At 59.9% G+C, this 20,559-nt stretch carries 16 protein-coding genes; 10 read left to right on the forward strand and 6 right to left on the reverse strand.

The features are described 5' to 3' along the window. Positions 1 to 88 precede the first annotated feature (88 nt). Together HNR46_RS03030 and HNR46_RS03035 are read left to right on the forward strand one after the other, a co-directional pair. Positions 89 to 1,318 (forward strand): putative DNA modification/repair radical SAM protein, encoded by a 1,230-nt coding sequence (locus HNR46_RS03030; RefSeq protein ID WP_184015664.1) that lies wholly within the window; start codon positions 89 to 91, stop codon positions 1,316 to 1,318. Positions 1,319 to 1,320: 2 nt separating this feature from the next. After that, positions 1,321 to 2,754, forward strand: a complete 1,434-nt coding sequence (locus tag HNR46_RS03035) for a UdgX family uracil-DNA binding protein (RefSeq protein WP_184015666.1) — start codon at positions 1,321 to 1,323, stop codon at positions 2,752 to 2,754. On the opposite strand, the gene HNR46_RS03040 is transcribed toward HNR46_RS03035, so the two are convergent. Together HNR46_RS03040 and HNR46_RS03045 are read right to left on the reverse strand one after the other, a co-directional pair. Further along, positions 2,744 to 3,697 carry a sulfotransferase gene (locus tag HNR46_RS03040; protein ID WP_184015668.1) on the reverse strand — a complete coding sequence of 318 codons (954 nt, stop codon included), beginning with the start codon at positions 3,695 to 3,697 and terminating at the stop codon, positions 2,744 to 2,746. The genes HNR46_RS03035 and HNR46_RS03040 overlap by 11 nt on opposite strands. Positions 3,698 to 3,883: 186 nt before the next feature. Beyond that, positions 3,884 to 5,149 (reverse strand): MgtC/SapB family protein, encoded by a 1,266-nt coding sequence (locus HNR46_RS03045; RefSeq protein ID WP_184015670.1) that lies wholly within the window; start codon positions 5,147 to 5,149, stop codon positions 3,884 to 3,886. A gap of 120 nt (positions 5,150 to 5,269) precedes the next feature. On the opposite strand from HNR46_RS03045, the gene HNR46_RS03050 reads away from it, so the two are divergent. Both HNR46_RS03050 and HNR46_RS03055 read left to right on the forward strand, forming a co-directional pair. Continuing rightward, positions 5,270 to 6,496, forward strand: coding sequence for an aspartate kinase (locus HNR46_RS03050; RefSeq protein ID WP_184015672.1), 1,227 nt, complete (start codon positions 5,270 to 5,272; stop codon positions 6,494 to 6,496). An 84-nt stretch (positions 6,497 to 6,580) separates the two neighbouring features. Further along, positions 6,581 to 6,856 (forward strand): hypothetical protein, encoded by a 276-nt coding sequence (locus HNR46_RS03055; RefSeq protein WP_221284982.1) that lies wholly within the window; start codon positions 6,581 to 6,583, stop codon positions 6,854 to 6,856. Between the two features lie 11 nt (positions 6,857 to 6,867). On the opposite strand, the gene HNR46_RS03060 is transcribed toward HNR46_RS03055, so the two are convergent. After that, a complete protein-coding gene (locus HNR46_RS03060) occupies positions 6,868 to 9,579 on the reverse strand; it encodes a DUF2339 domain-containing protein (protein WP_184015674.1) in 2,712 nt (903 codons plus the stop codon). A 41-nt stretch (positions 9,580 to 9,620) separates the two neighbouring features. Between HNR46_RS03060 and rnhA the strand changes: the two genes are divergently transcribed. Further along, positions 9,621 to 10,223: a ribonuclease HI gene (rnhA, locus tag HNR46_RS03065; RefSeq protein ID WP_246417878.1), complete on the forward strand. Its 603-nt coding sequence runs from the start codon at positions 9,621 to 9,623 to the stop codon at positions 10,221 to 10,223. A gap of 93 nt (positions 10,224 to 10,316) precedes the next feature. Then, complete coding sequence (gene recA, locus HNR46_RS03070) at positions 10,317 to 11,345, forward strand: recombinase RecA (protein ID WP_184015676.1); 1,029 nt, start codon at positions 10,317 to 10,319, stop codon at positions 11,343 to 11,345. 504 nt (positions 11,346 to 11,849) lie between these two features. Here the strand turns inward: recA and HNR46_RS03075 are convergent. Next, a complete protein-coding gene (locus HNR46_RS03075; protein ID WP_184015678.1) occupies positions 11,850 to 12,815 on the reverse strand; it encodes a 6-phosphofructokinase in 966 nt (321 codons plus the stop codon). A gap of 113 nt (positions 12,816 to 12,928) precedes the next feature. Between HNR46_RS03075 and HNR46_RS03080 the strand changes: the two genes are divergently transcribed. Then, positions 12,929 to 13,969 carry a hypothetical protein gene (locus HNR46_RS03080; protein WP_246417879.1) on the forward strand — a complete coding sequence of 347 codons (1,041 nt, stop codon included), beginning with the start codon at positions 12,929 to 12,931 and terminating at the stop codon, positions 13,967 to 13,969. Between the two features lie 8 nt (positions 13,970 to 13,977). On the opposite strand, the gene HNR46_RS03085 is transcribed toward HNR46_RS03080, so the two are convergent. Next, on the reverse strand, positions 13,978 to 15,834 hold the full coding sequence (locus tag HNR46_RS03085) for an SLC13 family permease (RefSeq protein ID WP_184015680.1): 1,857 nt from the start codon (positions 15,832 to 15,834) through the stop codon (positions 13,978 to 13,980). Positions 15,835 to 15,923: 89 nt separating this feature from the next. Here HNR46_RS03085 and HNR46_RS03090 point away from each other — a divergent pair, with 89 nt between their 5' ends. The 3 genes from HNR46_RS03090 to trmD all read left to right on the forward strand — a co-directional run bounded on the left by HNR46_RS03090 (position 15,924) and on the right by trmD (position 18,996). Then, positions 15,924 to 16,985, forward strand: a complete 1,062-nt coding sequence (locus HNR46_RS03090; RefSeq protein WP_184015682.1) for an SPFH domain-containing protein — start codon at positions 15,924 to 15,926, stop codon at positions 16,983 to 16,985. 31 nt (positions 16,986 to 17,016) lie between these two features. Continuing rightward, entirely contained in the window at positions 17,017 to 18,231 is a 1,215-nt protein-coding gene (locus tag HNR46_RS03095; RefSeq protein ID WP_184015684.1) for a TFIIB-type zinc ribbon-containing protein, read from the forward strand. Positions 18,232 to 18,318: 87 nt separating this feature from the next. Continuing rightward, on the forward strand, positions 18,319 to 18,996 hold the full coding sequence (trmD, locus tag HNR46_RS03100; RefSeq protein ID WP_184015686.1) for a tRNA (guanosine(37)-N1)-methyltransferase TrmD: 678 nt from the start codon (positions 18,319 to 18,321) through the stop codon (positions 18,994 to 18,996). Between the two features lie 5 nt (positions 18,997 to 19,001). On the opposite strand, the gene HNR46_RS03105 is transcribed toward trmD, so the two are convergent. Beyond that, on the reverse strand, positions 19,002 to 20,528 hold the full coding sequence (locus tag HNR46_RS03105; protein WP_184015688.1) for a UxaA family hydrolase: 1,527 nt from the start codon (positions 20,526 to 20,528) through the stop codon (positions 19,002 to 19,004). Positions 20,529 to 20,559: the final 31 nt, after the last annotated feature.

A 20,559-nucleotide genomic window follows, 5' to 3' on the forward strand; every position in this document is an offset into this window, starting at 1 on the left:
GCGTCGCTGCTTCCCGTATTTTGTCAAACGAGCTTGCGCAGGATTTCGGCTGGCACATCGCACTTCCCTTTCTACTGTTCATTTGCTCATGTCCACTCTTCTGGAAAAACTCGCCCTGCTCGCCGACGCAGCCAAATACGATGCTTCCTGCGCCAGCTCGGGAGCCACCCGCCGCGATTCCACCCAAGGCAAAGGCGTGGGTTCGGCAGGCGGTATGGGGATCTGCCATAGCTATGCTCCCGATGGGCGCTGCATCTCACTGCTCAAGCTCCTCCTCACCAATCGCTGCCTCTACGACTGCCACTATTGCATCAACCGCCGCTCTTCGAACGTCCGCCGGGCCGCCTTCACATCCCAAGAGGTGGTCCGCCTCACGCTCGATTTCTATAAGCGCAACTACATCGAGGGGCTCTTCCTCAGCTCGGGCATTGTTCGCAGTGCCGACCACACCATGGAGCAACTTGTCGAAGTCGCCCGCACGCTTCGCGAGGATCACGACTTCCGCGGTTACATCCACCTCAAAACCATCCCAGAAGCCTCGCCCGGCTTGATCGAAAAGGCTGCCCGGTTTGCCGACCGCATCAGTCTCAACCTCGAACTTCCCGTTCAGGAAAGCCTGGATCGCTTCGCTCCAGAGAAAAACCTGGCCCGCACCAAACAGGCGATGGGCCGCATCCGGCTGCGCCTCGATGAGGCGGCCGATCGGCGAAAAAATGGCGATCGCTCCCTGCGTCACGCCACCGGCCAAAGCACTCAGGTCATCGTCGGTGCCGATGCCTCAACCGATGCCGACTTTCTCGCTCGCTCAGAAGAACTCTATCAATCCTATCGCCTGCGCCGGGTCTACTACTCTGCCTTCAGCCCCATTCCCGAACCCTCGGCGATTCTTCCGGCCAAACCGGCTCCGCTCCTCCGCGAGCATCGCCTCTACCAAGCGGATTGGTTGATGCGATTCTACGGGTTCCAGCGAAGTGAAATCACCTCCGCCTCCCAGCCCAATCTCGACCTTCACCTCGACCCCAAGCTGGCTTGGGCTCTGCGCCATCGGGAACAATTCCCGCTCGACCTCCGCACCGCCACCCGCGAGCAACTTCTCCGGATCCCCGGCCTCGGTCCGCGCAATGTCGACCGCCTCCTAGCCATCCGCCGCCACGCTCCGATCCGCCTTATCGACCTCGCCCGCCTACGAGTCTCCCTCGACAAAGTTCGGCCCTTTCTCATCACCGCGGATCATCGCCCCCCGGCCGCTGAACTCGATAGCGACCGCCTGCTCGCCCGCTTCGCCCCGAAACCGGAACAGCTCGAACTCTTCTGCTGACCATGCGAACCGTCGATCCTGGTGATGACTTCGACTCCTGGCGTCCACTTGCCCGTCAGATGTTGGCGGATGGCATCCGCCCCGAGGAACTTCTATGGCAGAAAGAACCCGGGCTTTTCCTCGGAGAACCCGAATCCCCATTTCGCACCTCGCCTCCCACCCCCCACCGCGTCCCTGCGTCTTTTCTCCGCCTCGCCCAGGTGGTTGCCTGCCACTCCGATCCGCAACGTTGGGCTTTGCTCTATCGATTGCTTTGGCGACTCACTGCCGGAGACGAGCCCTCCCTCTTATCGCAACCGAGTGACCCCGATAGAGTCCGCGCCCGAGCTCTCGAAAAAAACGTACGCCGGGAGATCCACAAAATGCATGCCTTTGTCCGTTTCCGAAAACTCACGGATGCTGGCAACACTCAGGAACACTACGTGGCGTGGTTCGAACCCGAACACTTCATCGTGAAGGCCGCTGCACCCTTCTTTTGCAAACGCTTCGCCAACATGGATTGGGCGATCCTCACTCCCAAAGGCTGCGCCCACTGGAACGGTGAGCACCTCACCTTTTCCCCCGGCGTTTCCCAAGACCCTTTCGCAGGAAAGGATCCCCTCGAAGAAGCCTGGCGCACCTACTACGGCAGCATCTTCAATCCCGCACGTCTCAAAACCCGCGCGATGCAATCCGAGATGCCCCGGCGCTACTGGAAGAACCTTCCCGAAGCGGGACTCATCGACTCCCTCGTCCGCGATAGTCGACATCGACTCGATCGCATGGTCGCCTCCACCGGAAGTCCCGTTCGTTCTCCCTCCTCACTTCCTTACCTCGATCAACTTCGCGCAGCGACCTCGGCACCCGAAAACCCACCCGCGACCCTGGCTGAAATAGCCCGCCACCTCGCCCATTGCCGCCGCTGTCCCTTGGCCGAAACCGCCACCTGCGCCGTCGCCGGTGAAGGCCCCCTCTCCGCCCGCATCATGATCGTCGGCGAGCAACCCGGCGATCGGGAAGACCTCACCGGTCGCCCCTTCATCGGGCCCGCCGGCCAGTTGCTCGATCGTGCCCTTACCACGGCAGGCATCCCCCGCTCGGAAATCTACCTCACCCATGCCGTCAAACACTTCAAATGGACCCCGCGCGGCAAAACTCGTCTGCACCAAACCCCCAACACAGCCGAAATCGAAGCCTGCCGACCTTGGCTGCTCGCCGAACTCTCCGCCCTCACACCACAGATCGTGATCCTCCTCGGTGCTACCGCCGCCCATTCCCTGATCGGTCCCGGAGTCCGGGTGATGCGCGATCGTGGCCTTGTTTCCCTCCCCTCGCTCGCTCCCCACGTCATCCTCACCGTCCACCCCGCTTCACTCTTGCGGCAACCAAGTGATCGTCTTTCAGCCGACGCCTTCAACGACTTCGTCGCCGATCTGCGGCTCGCGCTCACATCATGACGGCGGCGATTTTCGAGGCCATCTGGCCCATCGCTCCCGCCATCTCCATCAATCGCGTCTCCTCCCCTGAAAACTCCTCCTGCAGTCGCGAAAGCAGCGGCTCGGCAATCGTACGATCAGACAGCGGTCGCAGCACTCGATCCACGACACCTCGATAAATCCCTCCCACCTCCGCCTGCAGAAACCTCGAAATCGGCTCGCCTCCAGGCAATCGCCCCATCACCCGCCCCAGCCACAAATCGAACGCATGCGTCGCTGGCAAAACCGACGAATCATTCTCTCTCTTCGCCTCGGGCATGGGGCCGGGATCCACGCCCAGAAAATCCAGCAACCGCCGCAGGAACGCCTGGGGATTTCCCTCAAAATCCGGCTGCCACCCGATGAACACCCTTTCTTGCCCAAAGGTTTCCTGCCAGCGGTGGACGTATTCTGAGAAATGGGCGAGCTTTCGGTAGTTCATGCACCCGGCAAATGCAGCCCTCCGGGGCAGTTCCCGACCCGCATCTCGTCGCTCACCCCGCTCGATCGCTTTCTCAAAGTCTCCGCAATTTTCATAACCGTAGCGCAGCAGATCATGATGCCACGAACGCATCCAGAGCACCGGGGAACGGACCATGATGATGATCTTCGCCTCCCCTCCCGTAAACGTCCGGATGCGCTGCGGCGCTTCCTCTGAAAACAAATACGTCGCGGTGGCTTCCCCACAAAGCCTTCCCTCCGCGGCAGGCTCGAACAGGCGGAGATAATCCTCCTCTGGAATCACTCGCAACCAATCAGCGATCTTCAAGTCGCCCGCGAAATGCCCCGGCTCCTTGAACAACCAGTACGCCTCCCGATGCTCCGCGAGCGGAAAATACAGAGCCGGATGCTGCCGCAAACAATGGTACAGCGCCGTCGTGCCGCATTTCGGCGCACCAACGATGAAGATCGAGGGACGGGCCATAACCGTAAGAAAAACGGAAGGTTGGGGAGTGGGGTGAAGGGGGATGGGGAGTCCTCCGAAGCGGGTACTTCGGGTGTTCCTGCGGCAAACCCGCGATGATGCGCAAAGTTGCCCAAGCAGGAGAGGATTTTGGCATCCCCCATCCGTTTCAGCAAGTTCGGTGTTTCGGCAATGCCCCATGCAGCCTCAAGGCCAGCCCCATGCCAACAAACCGGCTCCGACACCAATCGCGCTGAATCCCAACAAGACCGGCCAGAGCATCCTCCGCGTTCCCAAAACGGCCACCATGCCTGCCTTGAAAACCAAATTCGACATCCCGCCCAGAAGGATCACCCGCCATCCTTGATCCGCCCGAACTTCCCCCGCCGCCACCAATTGCGAAGTGGAAAGCGTGATCGCATCCATATCCGTCAGCCCGGAAATCGCCGCCACCCCATAAAGCGCCCCTTCTCCCAAGCGCTCCTTCGCGAAGGCCACCCCGCACAACACCGCCACATACATCAGCGCAAACCAGACCGCAGCTTTCAACTCGGACGGAGCCCGGTCCTCGGTCGGCATCCCCGATTCTCCCATCCCCCTCCAACCCACTCCCGCCGCCACCAGCGCACTCCACCCCAGCATCACCCCGAGCGGCGCCAGCATCGCCCTCCCCTCCGAGCCTCCCGCCGCCACCACCTCCACCATCACTCGGGCAAACACCACCGCCGTCGCCACCAAGGCAATGAAAGCACAGGCCCGCGATGAATCCGGCGCTCCATGGCTCCGGCGCGACGCCCCTGCCGTCGTCGCCGTGCTGGAAATCAATCCACCCAAAATCCCCGAAACCAACGCTCCTTGCCGACCACCCACGAACTTTGATGCCAAATAAGCCGCCAAGCTGATGCCCACGATCAGCACCACCAACAACCACACCTTGAAGGGGTTGATCACATCCAAATAACCCATCTCCCGATTCGGCAACAGGGGCAAAATGACCAGACCGATCAACACTAACCTCGCCACCTCCCGCAGTTCCCCTTCCCCGAATCGGTCGACCCACGCATGCAACTTCGCCTTCGCATGCAGCAACACCATCACCACCCCCGAAACCACCATCGCCTCCATCCAATGACCCATCACACAGATCACCCCCACCGCATACATCACCAATACCGCCATCTCGCTCGTAAGCCCTTCTCCAGGCCCCTCCGGCCGACGCCATTTCGCCAAATTCGACAACGCCAACATCGCCACACAGGCGACCCCTCCCATGACGATGATTCCGCCCCCATGGACCTCGCTCATCATCGCACACAAGCCCCCCCACACCGCCACCAGTGGAAAGGTTCGGATCCCCGCCATCCGCTTGTTCGCCCACTCCCGCTCCAAGCCCACCAACAAACCCAACCCAAGTGCGATCCCCAGCGACTTCAACGTCTCCGTCGCTTGCGTGATGTCTGCCGCTGTTTCCATAGATTCGAGCCAGCCTAACCTGCCCTTTCCCTCTGGCGATGCAAGGGTTCCCTGTGTCCGACACACACCCAGCGAGGTCTTGCCAAGTGCTGCACTCTCCCCTTCACTCCGCCCCCGGCCATGGCCCTCATCGTCCAAAAATACGGCGGCACTTCCGTCGGCACCATCGACCGCATCCGCAACGTCGCCGCCCGCATCAAGCGGACTCGCGATGAAGGCAACCAAGTCGTTGCCGTTGTTTCCGCGATGTCTGGCATCACCGACAAGCTCATCGGCATGGCCAAGGAATTCGGCGACACCCCCCGCGAACGGGAGATGGACGTCCTCCTCGCCACCGGCGAACAACAGTCCATCGCCCTCGTCACCCTCGCCCTCCATGAGGCCGGCGTCGAGGCCGTCTCCGTCACCGGTCGCCAGGCAGGCATCCTCACAACGGGATCCCACACCCGCGGCCGCATCGAGGATATCCGGCCGGACTTCATGTGCCGCTCCCTGGAGGAAGGAAAATCTCTCGTCGTCGCTGGCTTCCAGGGCGTCACCCCCGAAGGCATGATCCATACCCTCGGCCGGGGTGGCTCCGACCTCACCGCCATCGCCGTCGCCGCAGCCGTCAAAGCCGACGTCTGCCAAATCCTTACCGATGTCGACGGCGTCTATACCTGCGACCCTCGCATCGTTCCCAATGCCCGTAAGCTGCCGGAAATCTCCTACGACGAAATGCTGGAACTCGCCTCTTCCGGGGCGAAAGTGATGCAATCCCGCTCCGTCGAATTTGCTAAGAAATACGGCGTCGTCTTCGAAGTCCGTTCCTCCCTCAATGACAACCCGGGCACACTGGTGCTCGAAGAACATCCCGCCATGGAAAATGTCGTCATCCGCGGAGTCTCCATCGAGCGCTCCCAAGCCCGCGTCACCATCACCGGCATCCCCGATGAACCCGGCATGTCCGGGAAAATCCTCGGTGCCCTCGGCGATGCTGAAATCAACCTCGACATGATCCTGTCGAACATCGCCCACGACGGCATGGCTCGCCATTCGTTCACCATGCATACGAACGACCTCGGCAAAGCCCAAGCCGCCCTCAAGCCCGTGCTCGCCGAGATCAGCCCGCTCGCCAAAGTTGAAACCGAGGCCGGCATCGCCAAGCTCTCCTGTGTCGGCATCGGCATGCGCTCCCACTCCGGAGTCGCCGCCACCATGTTCAAGGCACTCGGGGCCGCAGGCATCAACATCGGCATGATCTCCACCTCGGAAATCAAGATCGCCGTCACCGTCGAAGAGACCCGCATCGAAGACGCCGCCCGCGCCGTCCACGATGCTTTTCACCTCGATCAGGCCCCGGCCTAACCCCCTCGCTCCCGATCCTCGGAGATTCTCCCTTCTCCGAGGTTTTTCCCGCCTCTTCTTGCCTCTTCTTTTCTCCAAGGGCGAATGGCGGTAGAGACAGGGATGGGCCCCGATCTCAAATCCAAACGGCTGATCGTCTTCAAAGGAGGACTTTTTCTCCTCCTCGCGATCCTCTCAGGGGCCCCACTCGTTTTCCTAGAATACACGCCCCCGCTTCGCGCCCTCTTCCTGGGTCTTTGCCTGTGGGCCGCGTGCCGATTCTACTACTTTCTCTTCTACGTCCTTCACACCTACGTCGATCCCAGCCTGCCTCAAGCCGGGATCCTAGCCTTGCTCAAGAGCCTCACCTCGCGGAAATGAATGCAGGGCCGTCATTCCTCCTGCACCAACTTTCTCAGCAGGCCCGTGAAGCGATTGTAAAAGAATCCCAACACCACCAGTGCCGCTCCCAATGAGAGAAATGCGGCCACTCGCGTGAAGGCCCCGAACTCCCACACATCGTGGAAGAACAACTTCAGCAGCGCCCCCAGCAGCAGCACAAATCCGGCAATCCGTACGGATGCCAAGCCTCGCCAAAGACCCGCTGTCACCCATGCGAAGCCCAAGCCGGTCCACAATAAAGTCACCGCTGACCACCCCATTCTCTCTCCCAACCCCTGACTTGCCCACAGGGTAGATACCGCAACCGCGATCCAGTCGATCCATGCCGCACGGCGGTCCTTCAGGAAGACCGCTGCTACCCACGCCGCCGACACTCCCCACCCCGCCGGCAAGCCCTCGCCGCCTGACTCACACCAATCCCACAAGAACGCCACCATCACCACCCCTCCCCAACATCCCAGCTCCACCGGCTTCCAAGCCCTCAGCCAGCGACGCCAAATCCACCACCCCGCCAGCGTCGAAAGCGCCAACAGATCCATCCAGCTTTCCTTCGCCACGCTGTGCCACGCCAAGCACCAGCCCAAACACCCGACCCCTCGGGCCAGCCATGCATACAAGCGCCCGCCCGGGGCCGCTTCTTTTCCGCGAGAGCCCACCCATCGCCAGAGCCCCCAAGCCGTAAGGGGCACCCCAAAAATCCATCCTCCCAAGCTCGTTGGAGACAACACCGCATCCCCCAAGAAAAGCACCAAAGCAAACCCGCCCACAGCACTCAATCGAGGACATCTCAGCCCATACCATGCCATCGTGGGCCAGCCCACTGCCAGACCCCACTCCCAACCAAACCGGGTCATCGGATCCGCGAATCGCAAGATGGCCCCCATCGCTGCCAAGCCCGCCAGTCCGCCATGCACCCATGCTGCCACCGAGGCCGTCCATTCCACCGGCTTGCTGAACCCCTCCGTCGCCGGACTTCCTCTTCGCTCCCAAAGCCAGCACCCGATGATTCCTAAAATCATCGTCAGCAGCATCCCGCCAACACGGCATTCCGGGGACATCAATGTGCACAACGCCGCCACACACCAAGCGAGCACGATCCACCCCTCCTCCATCGCCTCCTCCGTCCACTTCCGAAGGAGCACCACCCCGGAGAGACCCACCGCCAGAGCCATCGCCACTGGGCTCTGAATCGACGCTGGCAACTGCCACCAGGCACAGCCCCCCACCCCTGCCGCACCGATCGCCACCAAACTCGACCCCGCTTTCTCCAAGCCCATCGTTTCGGGTGCGCGACTGCACCTCAGAAGAAACGAGGCACCCGCTAACAGCAGCGCCATCGCAGTCAGAACACCCACGGAGATTCCTTCCGACTCCAGCGCACAAACTACGGCACCCACCGTAGCTAAATTCGCAAATGCCAACTCGGGCCATTTCCCAAACCTCACAAAGGCCCCGGCCATCACCACGGCCTCAAGAGCAAGCCCCAGGCCCAAATGATAGCCTTCCAGCTTCATCACCATCGCCATGCTCAATGCCACCAAACCCTGAACCCAATAGGTTTCCATCGCTCGGGATCGCCACCGCCCCCACATTCCCCATGCCAGCCACACTCCGCCCCACCCCAATGGGACCCGCCACCATTCTCCATACCCCAGTTGAATCCAAGTCAGCGCAAACAGCCCGAAGCCCGCTGCATTGTTGATGCCGATCCACCAAGCCCGGCCATAATCCCCAAATCCCGGCAGCCCTCCACGCCACAGCGTCGGGATCGCGAAAACCCCCGCCAACAACGCCGGGTAGGCCAGGGATGCAGGATTCACCGCACCATTCGATGCCCCGGCTACATGCCAGAAAAAGAAGGCTCCATAAGATCCCACCATCGCCGCCACCCCAGGGCCTTGCCACCGTTTCCATCTCACCAATCCCACCCCAGCCACCGCCAAAATGAGATTGGAACCAATCGAAAGCCAGCTCATCGGCTGCAGCACCGTCGAATACGCCGCTAACAGCAATCCCATGACTGCGGTCACCTGAGCATCCCGGCGGATCGAGACTCCCACCATCCATCCCGACGCCACCATCAAAGCCCCCGTGCTCAGCAATGGCGAATCGATCACCTGCAACCGCGGCACATGATACGCCGCATACGTGCACCAATAGAGAAATGCCATGCCTCCTGCCGCCAACACTTCCCCAAAAGCCTGTGTCCGTTCGCGCAATGCACACCTCCACCCGGCGATGCACATCGCCATGCCCGAGGCTCCCAGCCCCGCCAATCGCCATCCCGCGGAGAGATCTCGAACCCAATTCCGATAGGCGTAGTTCCCAAGCAAAACCAACCCTGTCACCAACAAGACCACCCCCACACGCACCAGCCAAACTCTTCCCAAATCCCACTCCAGTTGCCCCTTTTCCGGAGCCATCTTCTCTTCCCCGGCTGCCTCATCCACCTTCGCCGCCAACTTCTTCTGGGAACCACTCGATTCAACAAATCTCGTCACCTTCTGAGGCACCTTCTTTTCCTCAAACAAGCTCGACTGTTCCCCCTTCGATTCCCTGTCGATCACGATCCCTCGCTCCGCCCGTTCCACCTTCACGGGCGCCCCATCGAAAAACCTCAATTCCAGCTCTCGGATCTCCTCCCTCAACTCCAGAACCTGCTGTTCCTGCAGCGTCGCCCATCCATCGAGCTTCGCTTTCAACCTTCTGATCTCCTCTCGGGCCCCATCCATGACCACGCATCATGAACGTTCGTGATCGCGGAACAACCTACATCGACATCGAAAACCCCAATCGCTTCATCGTTTTTTTCGATCTTTCTCATTTCGTCCACTCCGCCCTTTTCCCATCCCCTCTCCCCACCTACACCGCGGCCATGAAGGACGTTACCATCCACACCGACGGCGCGTGCAAAGGCAACCCCGGCCCTGGTGGCTACGGCGTCGTTCTGGTCTCCGGCAAACACCGCCTGGAACTCTCCGCCGGCTACCTTCATACCACCAACAACCGCATGGAGTTGCTCGCTGCCATCGTGGCCCTCGAAAAACTCAATACCCCCTGCCGCGTCACCCTCCTTTCCGATTCTCGTTACCTCATCGACGCCATGACCAAAGGCTGGCTCAGCGGTTGGAAAGCCCGCGGGTGGGTCACCGCCTCCCGCCAACCGGTCAAAAACCCCGACCTTTGGAAACGCCTCGAATCCGCCGCCGCACCTCACACCATCACCTGGAAATGGCTGAGAGGTCATGCGGGTCATCGGGAAAATGAGCGCTGTGATGAACTCGCGGTCGCCGCCAGCCGCGCTCCAAGACGACTTGAGGACTCTGGATTCGATCCCCAGGCGTGACGCCATCCACCTTCCTCAAGAGGCTCATTTTTGTTCACCCGAACATCTTTTTCAGTTTGACCGACACGCCCGGTGCTGCGAAAGATTCGCGCCATGGCCAAATCCGCTGACGACTCTTCGAAACTCGCCGACGCCCGCAAACGCAACCTCGATCTGGCTATCTCCCAGATTCAAAAGGAATTTGGCGAATCGGCCATCATGCGAATGGGCGACGAGCATCGCATCGATGTCGACGTCATCCCTACCGGCAACTTGGTCATCGACCGTGCTCTCGGTGTTGGCGGCTTTCCCCGTGGCCGAATCATCGAGATCTTCGGTCCGGAGTCCTCCGGGAAAACCACCCTCACCCTCACCGCGATTGCCCAAGCCCAACGCAAAGGTGGCTTGGCGGCCTTCATCGACGTCGAGCACGCCCTCGATCCTCAGTACGCCAAGCGGCTCGGCGTCAATCTCGACGACCTTCTCGTCTCCCAACCCTCTTCGGGTGAAGAGGCCCTCCAAATCTGTGAGGCCCTTGTCCGCTCCAACGCCATCGACGTCATCGTGCTCGACTCCGTAGCCGCTCTCGTCACCAAACAAGAACTCGATGGTGAGATCGGTGACTCCACCGTCGGGGCCCAAGCACGTCTCATGAGCGCCGCGATGCGCAAGCTGACCGCCATGATCTCCAAAGCCCGCACAGTCTGCATCTTCACCAACCAAATCCGTGAGAAGATCGGTGTCATGTTTGGCAACCCCGAGACCACTCCCGGGGGCCGCGCCTTGAAGTTCTTCGCTTCCGTTCGCGTCGACATCCGCCGGATCGGCCAAATCAAAGCAACGGATGGCACCGTTCAGGGCAGTCGCACCAAAATCAAGGTCGTCAAAAATAAGGTCGCCCCGCCTTTCACCGACTGCGAATTCGACATCATGTACAACGAGGGCATCTCATCGACCGGCTCTCTCCTCGATCTCGCACTCGAATTCGATCTCGTCCAAAAGCGCGGTTCTTGGTTTGCCTACAATGGCGAACAACTCGCGCAAGGACGTGACGCCGCCAAACAGGCACTCAAGGACAACGAAGAACTTTACGCCGAACTCACCGAGAAAGTCCGAACCAAACTCGACGAAGCCAAAAAGTGACGCGGCGTCGCAGCTTCTGCGCGATGCCTCCCCCCCCCTCTTTGCCTCCCCCCACGAATCATCGAGATCTCACCGGCATCAGATTGCCGGTGAGACCCTATGAGCCGCCGAGCTCCCTCGCGCGTCAGCAAGTCGGCTTGATCCACCCTCATCTCAAGGGACAGGGGATCGCCAGTCCCGCTATCCCTTAGCCTTTGCCTCCCGGATCTTCGCACCTTGCCATGCCAAAAGATCTTGGACTCCTGCACTCCCCGTCAGGAACCGGACTTCCATCGGCAAGGCGCCACCTCGCCTAAGGCCGATTCGTGCATCTTCTCCTCAACGCCAGCCATCCCCTGAGTCGCCACATCGAGCCCCTCTCCTGATCGGTTTCACGCCGGGCCCCCTTCACGGGCATCTCCTCAGAGTGTACCCGCCGGAGGTCGACAGGTCGATCCACGCATCGGCACCATCCTACGCCTTTCGAATCAGGGCCTCGAGCGGCCCTTCAAAGAAGCGACCTTCTTACTGGCACAAAGGCTGGCAAAGCCGCAACACAGCAGGATCCAGCTCGTATCGGGAATCGCAGACCTGATGGATCGGCTTCGTCGAGTACGTTCCATCACGATAAATCATGATCGAGTCCTTCTCTCCGCGTTCCAAGGCATCCACGGCTCCCACCGCAAATTTATAAGCCATCAGGCGATCCCGCACCGTTGGCGATCCACCTCGCTGCACGTGACCCAACACGGTCAGACGGGCCTCCATTCCAATCGAATCGTTGATCCAGCGGGTCAGGTAATCTCCCATCTTGGTTCCCTCCGCCACGATCGCCAGAATGTAGTTGCGGCCGGATTTCAGATCTCTGCGCAGACGCTCGCCAATCGAATCCATGTTGTAGGGCAATTCCGGAGTCAGGCAAACCTCGGCGCCGCAGGCCAACGCACTTACCATCGCCAGGTAGCCACAGTGGCGGCCCATCACCTCAATGACAAAGGCCCTCGAAAACGAATCCGCCGTATCCCGGATCGAATCCACCGATTGGCGAATCATGTTGAGCGCTGTGTCCACTCCCAAACAGTAGTCCGTTTCCGGAATGTCATTGTCGATCGTCGCCGGAATCCCGGCAAAGGGCACCCCAAAATCAGCGTAAAACTGGTTCATCGCACGGAACGATCCATCGCCACCGACCACGATCAGCTTTTCAATCCCCCGTTTCTGCAGGTTTTCATAAGCCTGACGCCGATACGCGATGTCAAAAAAGCGCTTGGATCGAGAAGAACGAAGAAAGGTGCCTCCCCGGTGAAGGATCCCGGACATCAGAGCCCGATCCGCTTCAGCAAACTTGTCGTCAATCAGCCCACGCAGACCGTCGTAGACGACCCAAGGCTTGTATCCGACCCGTGCAGCATATTCCGCGGCACACTTCACGGCGGGGTTCATGCCGGCCGAGTCTCCTCCAGAGGTGAAAATGGCGATTCCCTTGCTCATGTTCAGGCGGGAGGGAAAGACGGCTCCCCGCCTATGGCAAGCATCCCTTGTGCCCGGAACCCGCTGACAGGAGAAATTTATCGCCAGACTCGCCAGCTTTGCCGCATCCGATCATGCTTCCTCCTGTCATGGCCATGATTTCGCGGCGCAAACTGCGCTATCCGGTGAGCCCCCCCCTGTGGCAATACCTCTACCACTTCGATCGCATGCGGGAGATTCCGCAGGTGTACGACGACCTTTTCCACTTTTCCGGGTCCATTCCCTACGAAGACCCCACCGGCAAAGAAACGCTTTGGCTGACCGTCTTCTACGACCCTCAGCACATGGAGGAACTCCGTCCGAAGCTCACTCAAATTTACACCGAGCTGAAAGTCGGCGGGGCTGCCGAGAGACACGACCATCTCCTCGTGGACCGCATCGACTTCGGAGAATTTGGCAACTCCCGCCCCTTCCGGATCCGCATCACCAACCTCGACAACGACAACTCGGACTACTTCTACGTCAAGCATGCCGACGCATCCCGGATCTATGGCCTAGAGCTCGAGCACATTCTTTCCCCCAGCCGAATCAACTACCTCGTCAAAGGCAACACCTTGATCGAGGAGCACATTGCCGGTGTTCCGGGCGACGCCTATCAACGCGACCACATGAAAGGCAAGGACCTCAACAAGGTTCGAATCGCCAAAGAGTTCACCAAATTCAATGAACGCTGCTTCATCCGGCTCCTGGGTGACATGCGCAGCGTCAACTACGTCGTCGAAATCACCCCAGACTTCGAGGAGGTTCAGTACCGGGTGCGTCCGATCGACTTCGACCAGCAGAGCTACCAAGGGAAGGGCAAAACCTACCTCGCCTATCACTTCGATTCGAACCGCCCCGTCACTCGACTCGCATTTGAGGTCCTCAACCGCCGCGCCATCCAGCAATACGTCGCCGAGGAACACGCCCAAATGACTCGCCGTGCTAAAGTCGAAAGCGGTCGCTTAAAAGCCCTGCTAGGCGTCATGCAACGCGAAGCCGAATTGGCCCCGCCCGCCCACGTCAGTCGCCTCGCCCTCGACCTTGCCAAATACCACCACACAGATGTTTTCCGAGACTGCACCACCATGGGCGAGCTCACGGCCACCCACATCAGTCACATGCTGGAGCTGTAAATTCCCCATCAAAAGGGCCACAGGATCGGGATCAAAACCGATGCCACCACCCATAACAACAAGTTCAGCGGCAGCCCCACCTTGACGAAATCTTTGAACTGATAGCCACCGGCACCAAACACGTAGGTATTCGTCTGATAACCAATAGGTGTCGCAAACGAAGCACTCGCCCCGAACATCACTGCCACCAAGAATGGCGTCGGAGAAACCCCCACCTCCTCGGCGATGCGAATCGCGATGGGCGACAGCACCACCGCCACCGCATTGTTCGAAACCATTTCCGTCATGATGCTGGCCAGCAAGTAGATCCCACAGAGGATTCCCCATGGCCCAAGCGGTTCAAGCTGATGGGCAACCAGCTCTGCCAAAGTCCTCGCTGCCCCCGTCTTCTCCATGGCCGTTCCCAAAACCAACATCCCGATGATCAGCAGGAGGATCTTCCAATCCACCGACTCATAGGCCTCTCGCGGCTGCAGGCATCCAGTCAGCAGAACAAACAAAGCGGCAATGAAGGCCGCAGTGAACGTGTCCATCTTCAGATCGATCCCGATCCGATCAAACGGGAAGGAGGCGAGAAAGACGAACAACGCGATCCCAGCGAGCGCAAACGGTGCTTTCCGCAAATTGAAGGATTCCGGGCGCGGTTCCGAAAGAGTGATGAAATCCCGTTCACTCTTCAGCCGCTCAATCCCTTCTCGAGCCCCTTCCACCAGCAGCGTATCACCGAACTCGAGAGTCAGTCTTTCGAAGTCCCGGGTGATGTTGTGACCCTCCCGGTGAATGGCCAAAATCAACGCTCCAAACCGCTGCCGGAAAGCAATCTCCTTCAGAGTCCGGCCCACCAGCGAGGAATTCGGCCCGATCATCCCCTCCAGCAGCACCGCTTCCCGTTGTTCCATCGGTGCCAGATCGCTCTCGCCTAGCCCCACATTGACCCCTTCTGAGCGATGCAGCTCGGCCACCCCTTTCGTCCCCGTCCGAATCAGCAACCGATCCCCCTCTTGCAAAAGAATCTCGCTCAGAGACTCCTCCAGCACCCGCCCCCGGCGGCGAACTTCCATCACCCGCAGCTTTCGTGAGCGCCCACCGAGGGCCTCCACCACCGTCTTGCCGATCAGCGACGATCCTTCCGACACCGCGGCCTGAATCAGAAACTCACGCCCACGAGTCGCATCCAACAAGGTGGCCAAAGTATCGCGAGCGGGCAGCAACTTGCGTCCGAAAAGCGTCAGATACCCCCCGCCAATGACCGCATAAATCAAACCCAAGGGCGCAATCGAGAACAGCCCAAACGGCTCCAATCCACTGCTACGCGCCACCCCATCGACCAGAATATTCGTCGAAGTCCCCGCCATCGAACAAGTGCCTCCCAGGATCGTCGCATACGACAGTGGAATCAGCAGTCGCGAAGGCTTGGCGCCGCTGTCCCGGCAGAAACCCAGAATCACCGGCATCAGAATGACCACCAGTGGCGTGTTATTGATGAATGCCGAGCACACCGTGCACACCACCAAAATCGCCACCAATGCCCGCGTTTCACTGCCCCCTGCCACTCGATTGAAGAGCATCCCGAGGCGAGCAATCTGTCCCGTCCTCTCCAGCGCAGCACTGATGATGAACAACGAACCGATTGTCACCGGCGCCGGATTGGAAAAGGCGGCCAAAAGGTCATCCCGATTCACAATCCCCATCAACAGCAGCAAACCCGCCCCCGCCAACGCCACGAGCTCCACCGATAACCTTCCCCAAAGAAAGGCTCCTAGCGTTCCGATCGTCAGAACCAATACAAACCCCTGCTGCCAATCGAGCGTCACAGCGGCAGCATTCGCAGGAACCGTTCCCACGGCCAAGAGCGAATTGATCACCCCCCTGTTCCACAATCGACCGGGATTTCTCATTGCCCCTTTCCACCTAGCACCGAAGACTCCACGCCCAACCTTAACTTCTCTCGACTATGGGCCTCATGGACTTCATCAAAGGCGAGCTGCTTGAAATCATCGAGTGGCAAGACGATTCCCGCGACACCATCGCTTGGCGTTTCCCCGACGACGACAAAGCGATCAAAAATGGAGCCCAGCTCATCTGTCGCGAAAGCCAGACTGTCCAGTTTGTCTACCTCGGCCAATTCGGCGACACTTTCGGCCCAGGGAAACACACCCTCACCACCGATAACATCCCGGTCCTCACCCGCCTCAAAGGCTGGAAATACGGCTTCCAATCCCCCTTCAAAGCCGACGTCTATTTCGTCAACACGCGGCTTTTCACCGGCAACAAATGGGGGACTTCCAACCCCATCATGCTGCGCGATCCCGATTTCGGTATCGTCCGCGCCCGGGCCTTCGGAACTTACGACTTCAAAGTCGTCAACGTGCAGACCTTCCTCAAGGAAGTCGCCGGCTCCGACCACGATTTCCGCGTCAATGAATTCGCGGACACCATGCGTTCCCGCATTGTCAGCATCTTCTCCGAGGCACTCGCCCAAGCCCATGTGCCCGTCCTCGACGTCGCCACCCGCTACTCGGAACTCGGAGACGCCCTGCTGCCGATCATCAACCCGGCGATTTCAACGAAATACGGCATCGAAGTCGATTCCTTCATCGTCGAAAACGTCAGCGTCCCGCCGGAAGTCGAAGCTGCCATCGACAAACGCTCCGCCATGTCGGCCATCGGCAACCTCAATGACTACGTCAAATACCAGATGGGCCAAGGCATGGCCACCGGGCAAGGCGGCGGCCCAGCCGGCATGGCCAGCGAAATGGCCATTGGTTTCGCCATGGCCCAGGAGATGATGAAAAACTCCGGAGTCGTGGGCTCACCGCCCCCTCTCCCAGACGCCTCTCCCGCTCCGGTTGCCCAGAATCCCGATATCCTCGATCCCGCCACCGTCGCACGCATGCTCGGTGTCGCCGAATCGGACATCATGACCGAAATTGAAGCTGGCAACCTGCCCGCTAAAAAAATCGGAAGTGCTTATCGCATCACTCGAGCCACCCTCGACGAGTTCCTCTCCAAATAAGGGAGCCGGGCCTCTCACCCGGGTCTGAACCATGGCTCCTGAGCCTCCACCCATTCCCGACACTGACTCGGGGAGCGACGCCCATGGCGAAACTCCCGTCACCGTCAGGAAGCGCACGATCCCTCCCCCGCTCCCGAATCTTCGCGGAGCGGCCGCGGAAGTGCGCTCTCTCGAACGCCACGTCTGCCCCGAATGTGGGGGCAAAGGCGAATGGGATCCCGCCAAGCGCAAGCTCGTCTGCCCCTACTGTGGCACCGTGTTTGAGCGAGTCGCGCCCCCCCCTCTTCCCGATATCACAGAGCATGATCTCGATGCCATGCTCTCCCAGCTCGGAACGGCCGCCACCACCGTTCGCACCACGCAACGCAAGGTCCAGTGCACCCATTGCCACGCAGTCCTCACTCGCGACGCCTCCAATGTCGGCCAAAGCTGTGATTTTTGCGGTTCCCCTGAGATGCTCGATTACGACGAAATCGAAGCCCCCATCCATCCCGAGTCCCTGCTCCCCGCCATCGTCTCCAAAGAACAGGCCTACCACGCCCTCAAACAATTTCTCTCGTCCAAATGGTTCGCGCCAAACGACCTCAAGCGCCGCAACCTCGTCGACCGCATCCAGGGGATTTACCTCCCCTATTGGACCTTCGACAGCGCCGCCGAATGCCCGTGGACAGCAGAAAGCGGAACCTACTACTACGTCACCGTCACGGACCGTGACTCTCAGGGCCGCACCGTCACCCGCCAAGAACGTCGCACCCGTTGGCGGCCAGCCAGAGGTCATGTATCGACCTTCTTCGACGACATCCTCGTTTCAGGAACCCGTGGCCTCGATCCCTCGATCCTCCGTCGATTGGAACCATTTCCCACCAAGGACCTCGTTCCCTACGAGACCCGCTACGTCTCTGGTTGGGACGTTGAACAATATCAAGTTCCTCTCCTTCAGGCGGCCCGAACCGGCTTCGGAGTCATGGAAGGCATGCTTCGCGAAATGTGCGCCCGCGAAGTCCCAGGCGATACCTACCGAAATCTCCGCATTCACCCAGACTACCACGCGAAGACCTTCAAGCACATCCTTTGCCCCATCTGGATCCTCGCCTATCAATACCGGGGCAAATCCTACCAAGGAGCCGCCAACGCGGTGTCCGGACAGACCTACGCCCACTTCCCGAAATCTCCCTGGAAAATCGCGTTCGTCGTCCTTCTCGTCCTCCTTGTGATCGGTCTCATCTTCCTGTTCGCCCAGCACTAGCCTTCTCCGACCCGTTCGGGAGTGCAGCTCGACATCCGGTGCGGCTGGACATCCGAGATCCCATGCCCGAAAGATCCTCCCCCGGAGATGGAAATCGACATCCTCACCCTGTTTCCAGAGATCGCCCTCGCTCCCCTCAACGAGAGCATCATCAAGCGTGCCCAAGAGGCCGGCATCGCCACCATCCGCGCTCACAATCTTCGCGATTGGGCCACGGACAAACATCGCCGTACCGATGACTACCTCTGCGGCGGAGGCCAAGGCATGCTACTCCTCCCCGGCCCCCTCTTTGATGCGATCGAGGAACTCAAGCGCCCGGACACCCTCGTCGTTCTCATGACCCCTCAAGGGAAAGCCTTCAAACAGGCCATCGCCCGAGAGCTTTCCACCCACTCCCACCTCCTCCTCATTTGCGGTCACTACGAGGGCGTCGACCACCGTGTCATCGAGCAGCACGTCGACCTCGAACTCTCCATCGGAGACTATGTTCTCACCAATGGAGCCATTGCTGCAGCCGTCGTCACCGATGCCATCGTTCGGCTCCTTCCCGGAGCCCTTGGTGACGCTCGCTCACCAGAGGATGAATCTTTTTCCGATCCGAATCTTCTCGAAGCACCAGCTTACACCAAGCCTGCGGACTTTCGTGGTCTCAAGGTCCCCGAAGTCCTCCTCTCCGGGCATCATGCCAAGATCGCCGAGTGGAAGAAACAGATGGCCCTTGAGCGCACCCGCACCAACCGCCCCGATCTCCTCGACTCGCCGTAGTTCGGCTACATCTGCGCGGAAATATTCCACGGCACAAATTCCGCGTCCCCAAAGCCCAGTGCCTCCGATTTCGTCTGGGCACCCGACGCAACTCGCAGGAACTCCTGATAGATTCTCTCCGCAACCTCCTCGTGGGATTCCAAGCCCTCAGCAATCGTCCCCGCATTCAAGTCCATGTCTTCCTCCATGTGCCGAAACATCGGCGAGTTGGTTGCAATTTTGATCACCGGTGACGGCTTGTAGCCATACACCGAACCACGTCCGGTGGTGAATGCCACCAAGGTTGCCCCCGAAGCGACCTCCCCGGTGATCGACATCGGATCGTAACCCGGGCTGTCCATCAGATGCATCCCTGGCTCCTTCACCGGTTCCGCATATCGCAATACCGAGACCAGATTCGTGGATCCCGCCTTGCACACCGCACCGAGCGACTTCTCCAAAATGGTCGTCAACCCCCCTGCCTTGTTTCCCGGCGTCGGATTGTTGTTGATCTCCCCATCGAGCTTCGCCGCGTAGTCTTCCCACCAGCGGATGCGCTCAATCAATGCTTCGCCCACCTCCGGGCGCACCGCTCGCCGCGTGAGCAGATGCTCTGCGCCGTAGATCTCAGGAGTCTCCGCAAGGATCGCCGAACCACCCTGTGCCACCAATCGATCCACCGCCAATCCCAGCGCCGGATTGGCCGTGATGCCCGACAGGCCATCCGACCCTCCGCACTGCAACGCAATGATCAACTCACTCGCAGGAATCTTTTCCCTCCGCGCTCGGTCCGCTGCCGGTAGCACCTCCGTCTGCAGTTTCTCCAGACAGGCTTCAATCGTCCGCCGCGTACCTCCCATCTGCTGAATCGTGAGAAAGTGCAATTGCCCTTCTGGAGGCTTCCCGAAGGCCTCGACCATCCCGGGGATCTGATTCGTCTCACAGCCCAGCCCCACCATCATCACCGCACCAAAATTAGGATGGCGCACATGGCCCCAAACGGTGCGTTGCAGCATGGCAAAGGCTTCGTTGCGCTGGGATATGCAGCATCCGACGCCGTGGGTGATCGCCACCACACCATCGACATGGGGAAACTCCTTCAACAACTCACGGCGCTCCACCTCCCGAACCACTTGCTGAGCCACGGTGGCAGAACAATTCACCGAGGAAATGATCCCAACGTAGTTGCGTGTCCCGGATTTTCCATCTCCCCGTCGAAATCCCAGAAAATGATCCAGCTCGGCCTCCGGCACCCGCATGGTCGGAATCGCCATCTCACCATGAGCATAGTCTTCCGTATGCTCCGACATCCCAAGATTGTGCGTATGTACGTGCTCCCCGGCCGCAATCGGCACCCGCGCATGGCCAATCACTTGCCCATACTTTTTCACCGGCATCCCCTCGGCAATCCCCCGGGTCGCCACCTTGTGGCCTCGCGGAACAACTTGCGTCGTGAAAACATCCAAGGCGGCAAGCACCTGCCCTTCGGCAAGATCCGTCACCGCCACCGCAACATCATCATCTGGATGCAGGAGAAAAACTGGGTTCATCATGATCTGGATTGAGAAATAAGAGAAGGGGAGC

Source organism: Haloferula luteola (assembly GCF_014201715.1).
Taxonomy (GTDB): Bacteria; Verrucomicrobiota; Verrucomicrobiia; order Verrucomicrobiales; family Akkermansiaceae; genus Haloferula; species Haloferula luteola.

Bases quoted from the DNA above. Each gene is read 5' to 3' on its own strand.
- HNR46_RS03030 (WP_184015664.1), top strand. From the start codon at position 89: ATGTCCACTCTTCTGGAAAAACTCGCCCTGCTCGCCGACGCAGCCAAA.
- HNR46_RS03035 (WP_184015666.1), top strand. From the start codon at position 1,321: ATGCGAACCGTCGATCCTGGTGATGACTTCGACTCCTGGCGTCCACTT.
- HNR46_RS03040 (WP_184015668.1), bottom strand. From the start codon at position 3,697: ATGGCCCGTCCCTCGATCTTCATCGTTGGTGCGCCGAAATGCGGCACG.
- HNR46_RS03045 (WP_184015670.1), bottom strand. From the start codon at position 5,149: ATGGAAACAGCGGCAGACATCACGCAAGCGACGGAGACGTTGAAGTCG.
- HNR46_RS03050 (WP_184015672.1), top strand. From the start codon at position 5,270: ATGGCCCTCATCGTCCAAAAATACGGCGGCACTTCCGTCGGCACCATC.
- HNR46_RS03055 (WP_221284982.1), top strand. From the start codon at position 6,581: ATGGCGGTAGAGACAGGGATGGGCCCCGATCTCAAATCCAAACGGCTG.
- rnhA (WP_246417878.1), top strand. From the start codon at position 9,621: ATGAACGTTCGTGATCGCGGAACAACCTACATCGACATCGAAAACCCC.
- recA (WP_184015676.1), top strand. From the start codon at position 10,317: ATGGCCAAATCCGCTGACGACTCTTCGAAACTCGCCGACGCCCGCAAA.
- HNR46_RS03075 (WP_184015678.1), bottom strand. From the start codon at position 12,815: ATGAGCAAGGGAATCGCCATTTTCACCTCTGGAGGAGACTCGGCCGGC.
- HNR46_RS03080 (WP_246417879.1), top strand. From the start codon at position 12,929: ATGCTTCCTCCTGTCATGGCCATGATTTCGCGGCGCAAACTGCGCTAT.
- HNR46_RS03090 (WP_184015682.1), top strand. From the start codon at position 15,924: ATGGGCCTCATGGACTTCATCAAAGGCGAGCTGCTTGAAATCATCGAG.
- HNR46_RS03095 (WP_184015684.1), top strand. From the start codon at position 17,017: ATGGCTCCTGAGCCTCCACCCATTCCCGACACTGACTCGGGGAGCGAC.
- trmD (WP_184015686.1), top strand. From the start codon at position 18,319: ATGGAAATCGACATCCTCACCCTGTTTCCAGAGATCGCCCTCGCTCCC.
- HNR46_RS03105 (WP_184015688.1), bottom strand. From the start codon at position 20,528: ATGATGAACCCAGTTTTTCTCCTGCATCCAGATGATGATGTTGCGGTG.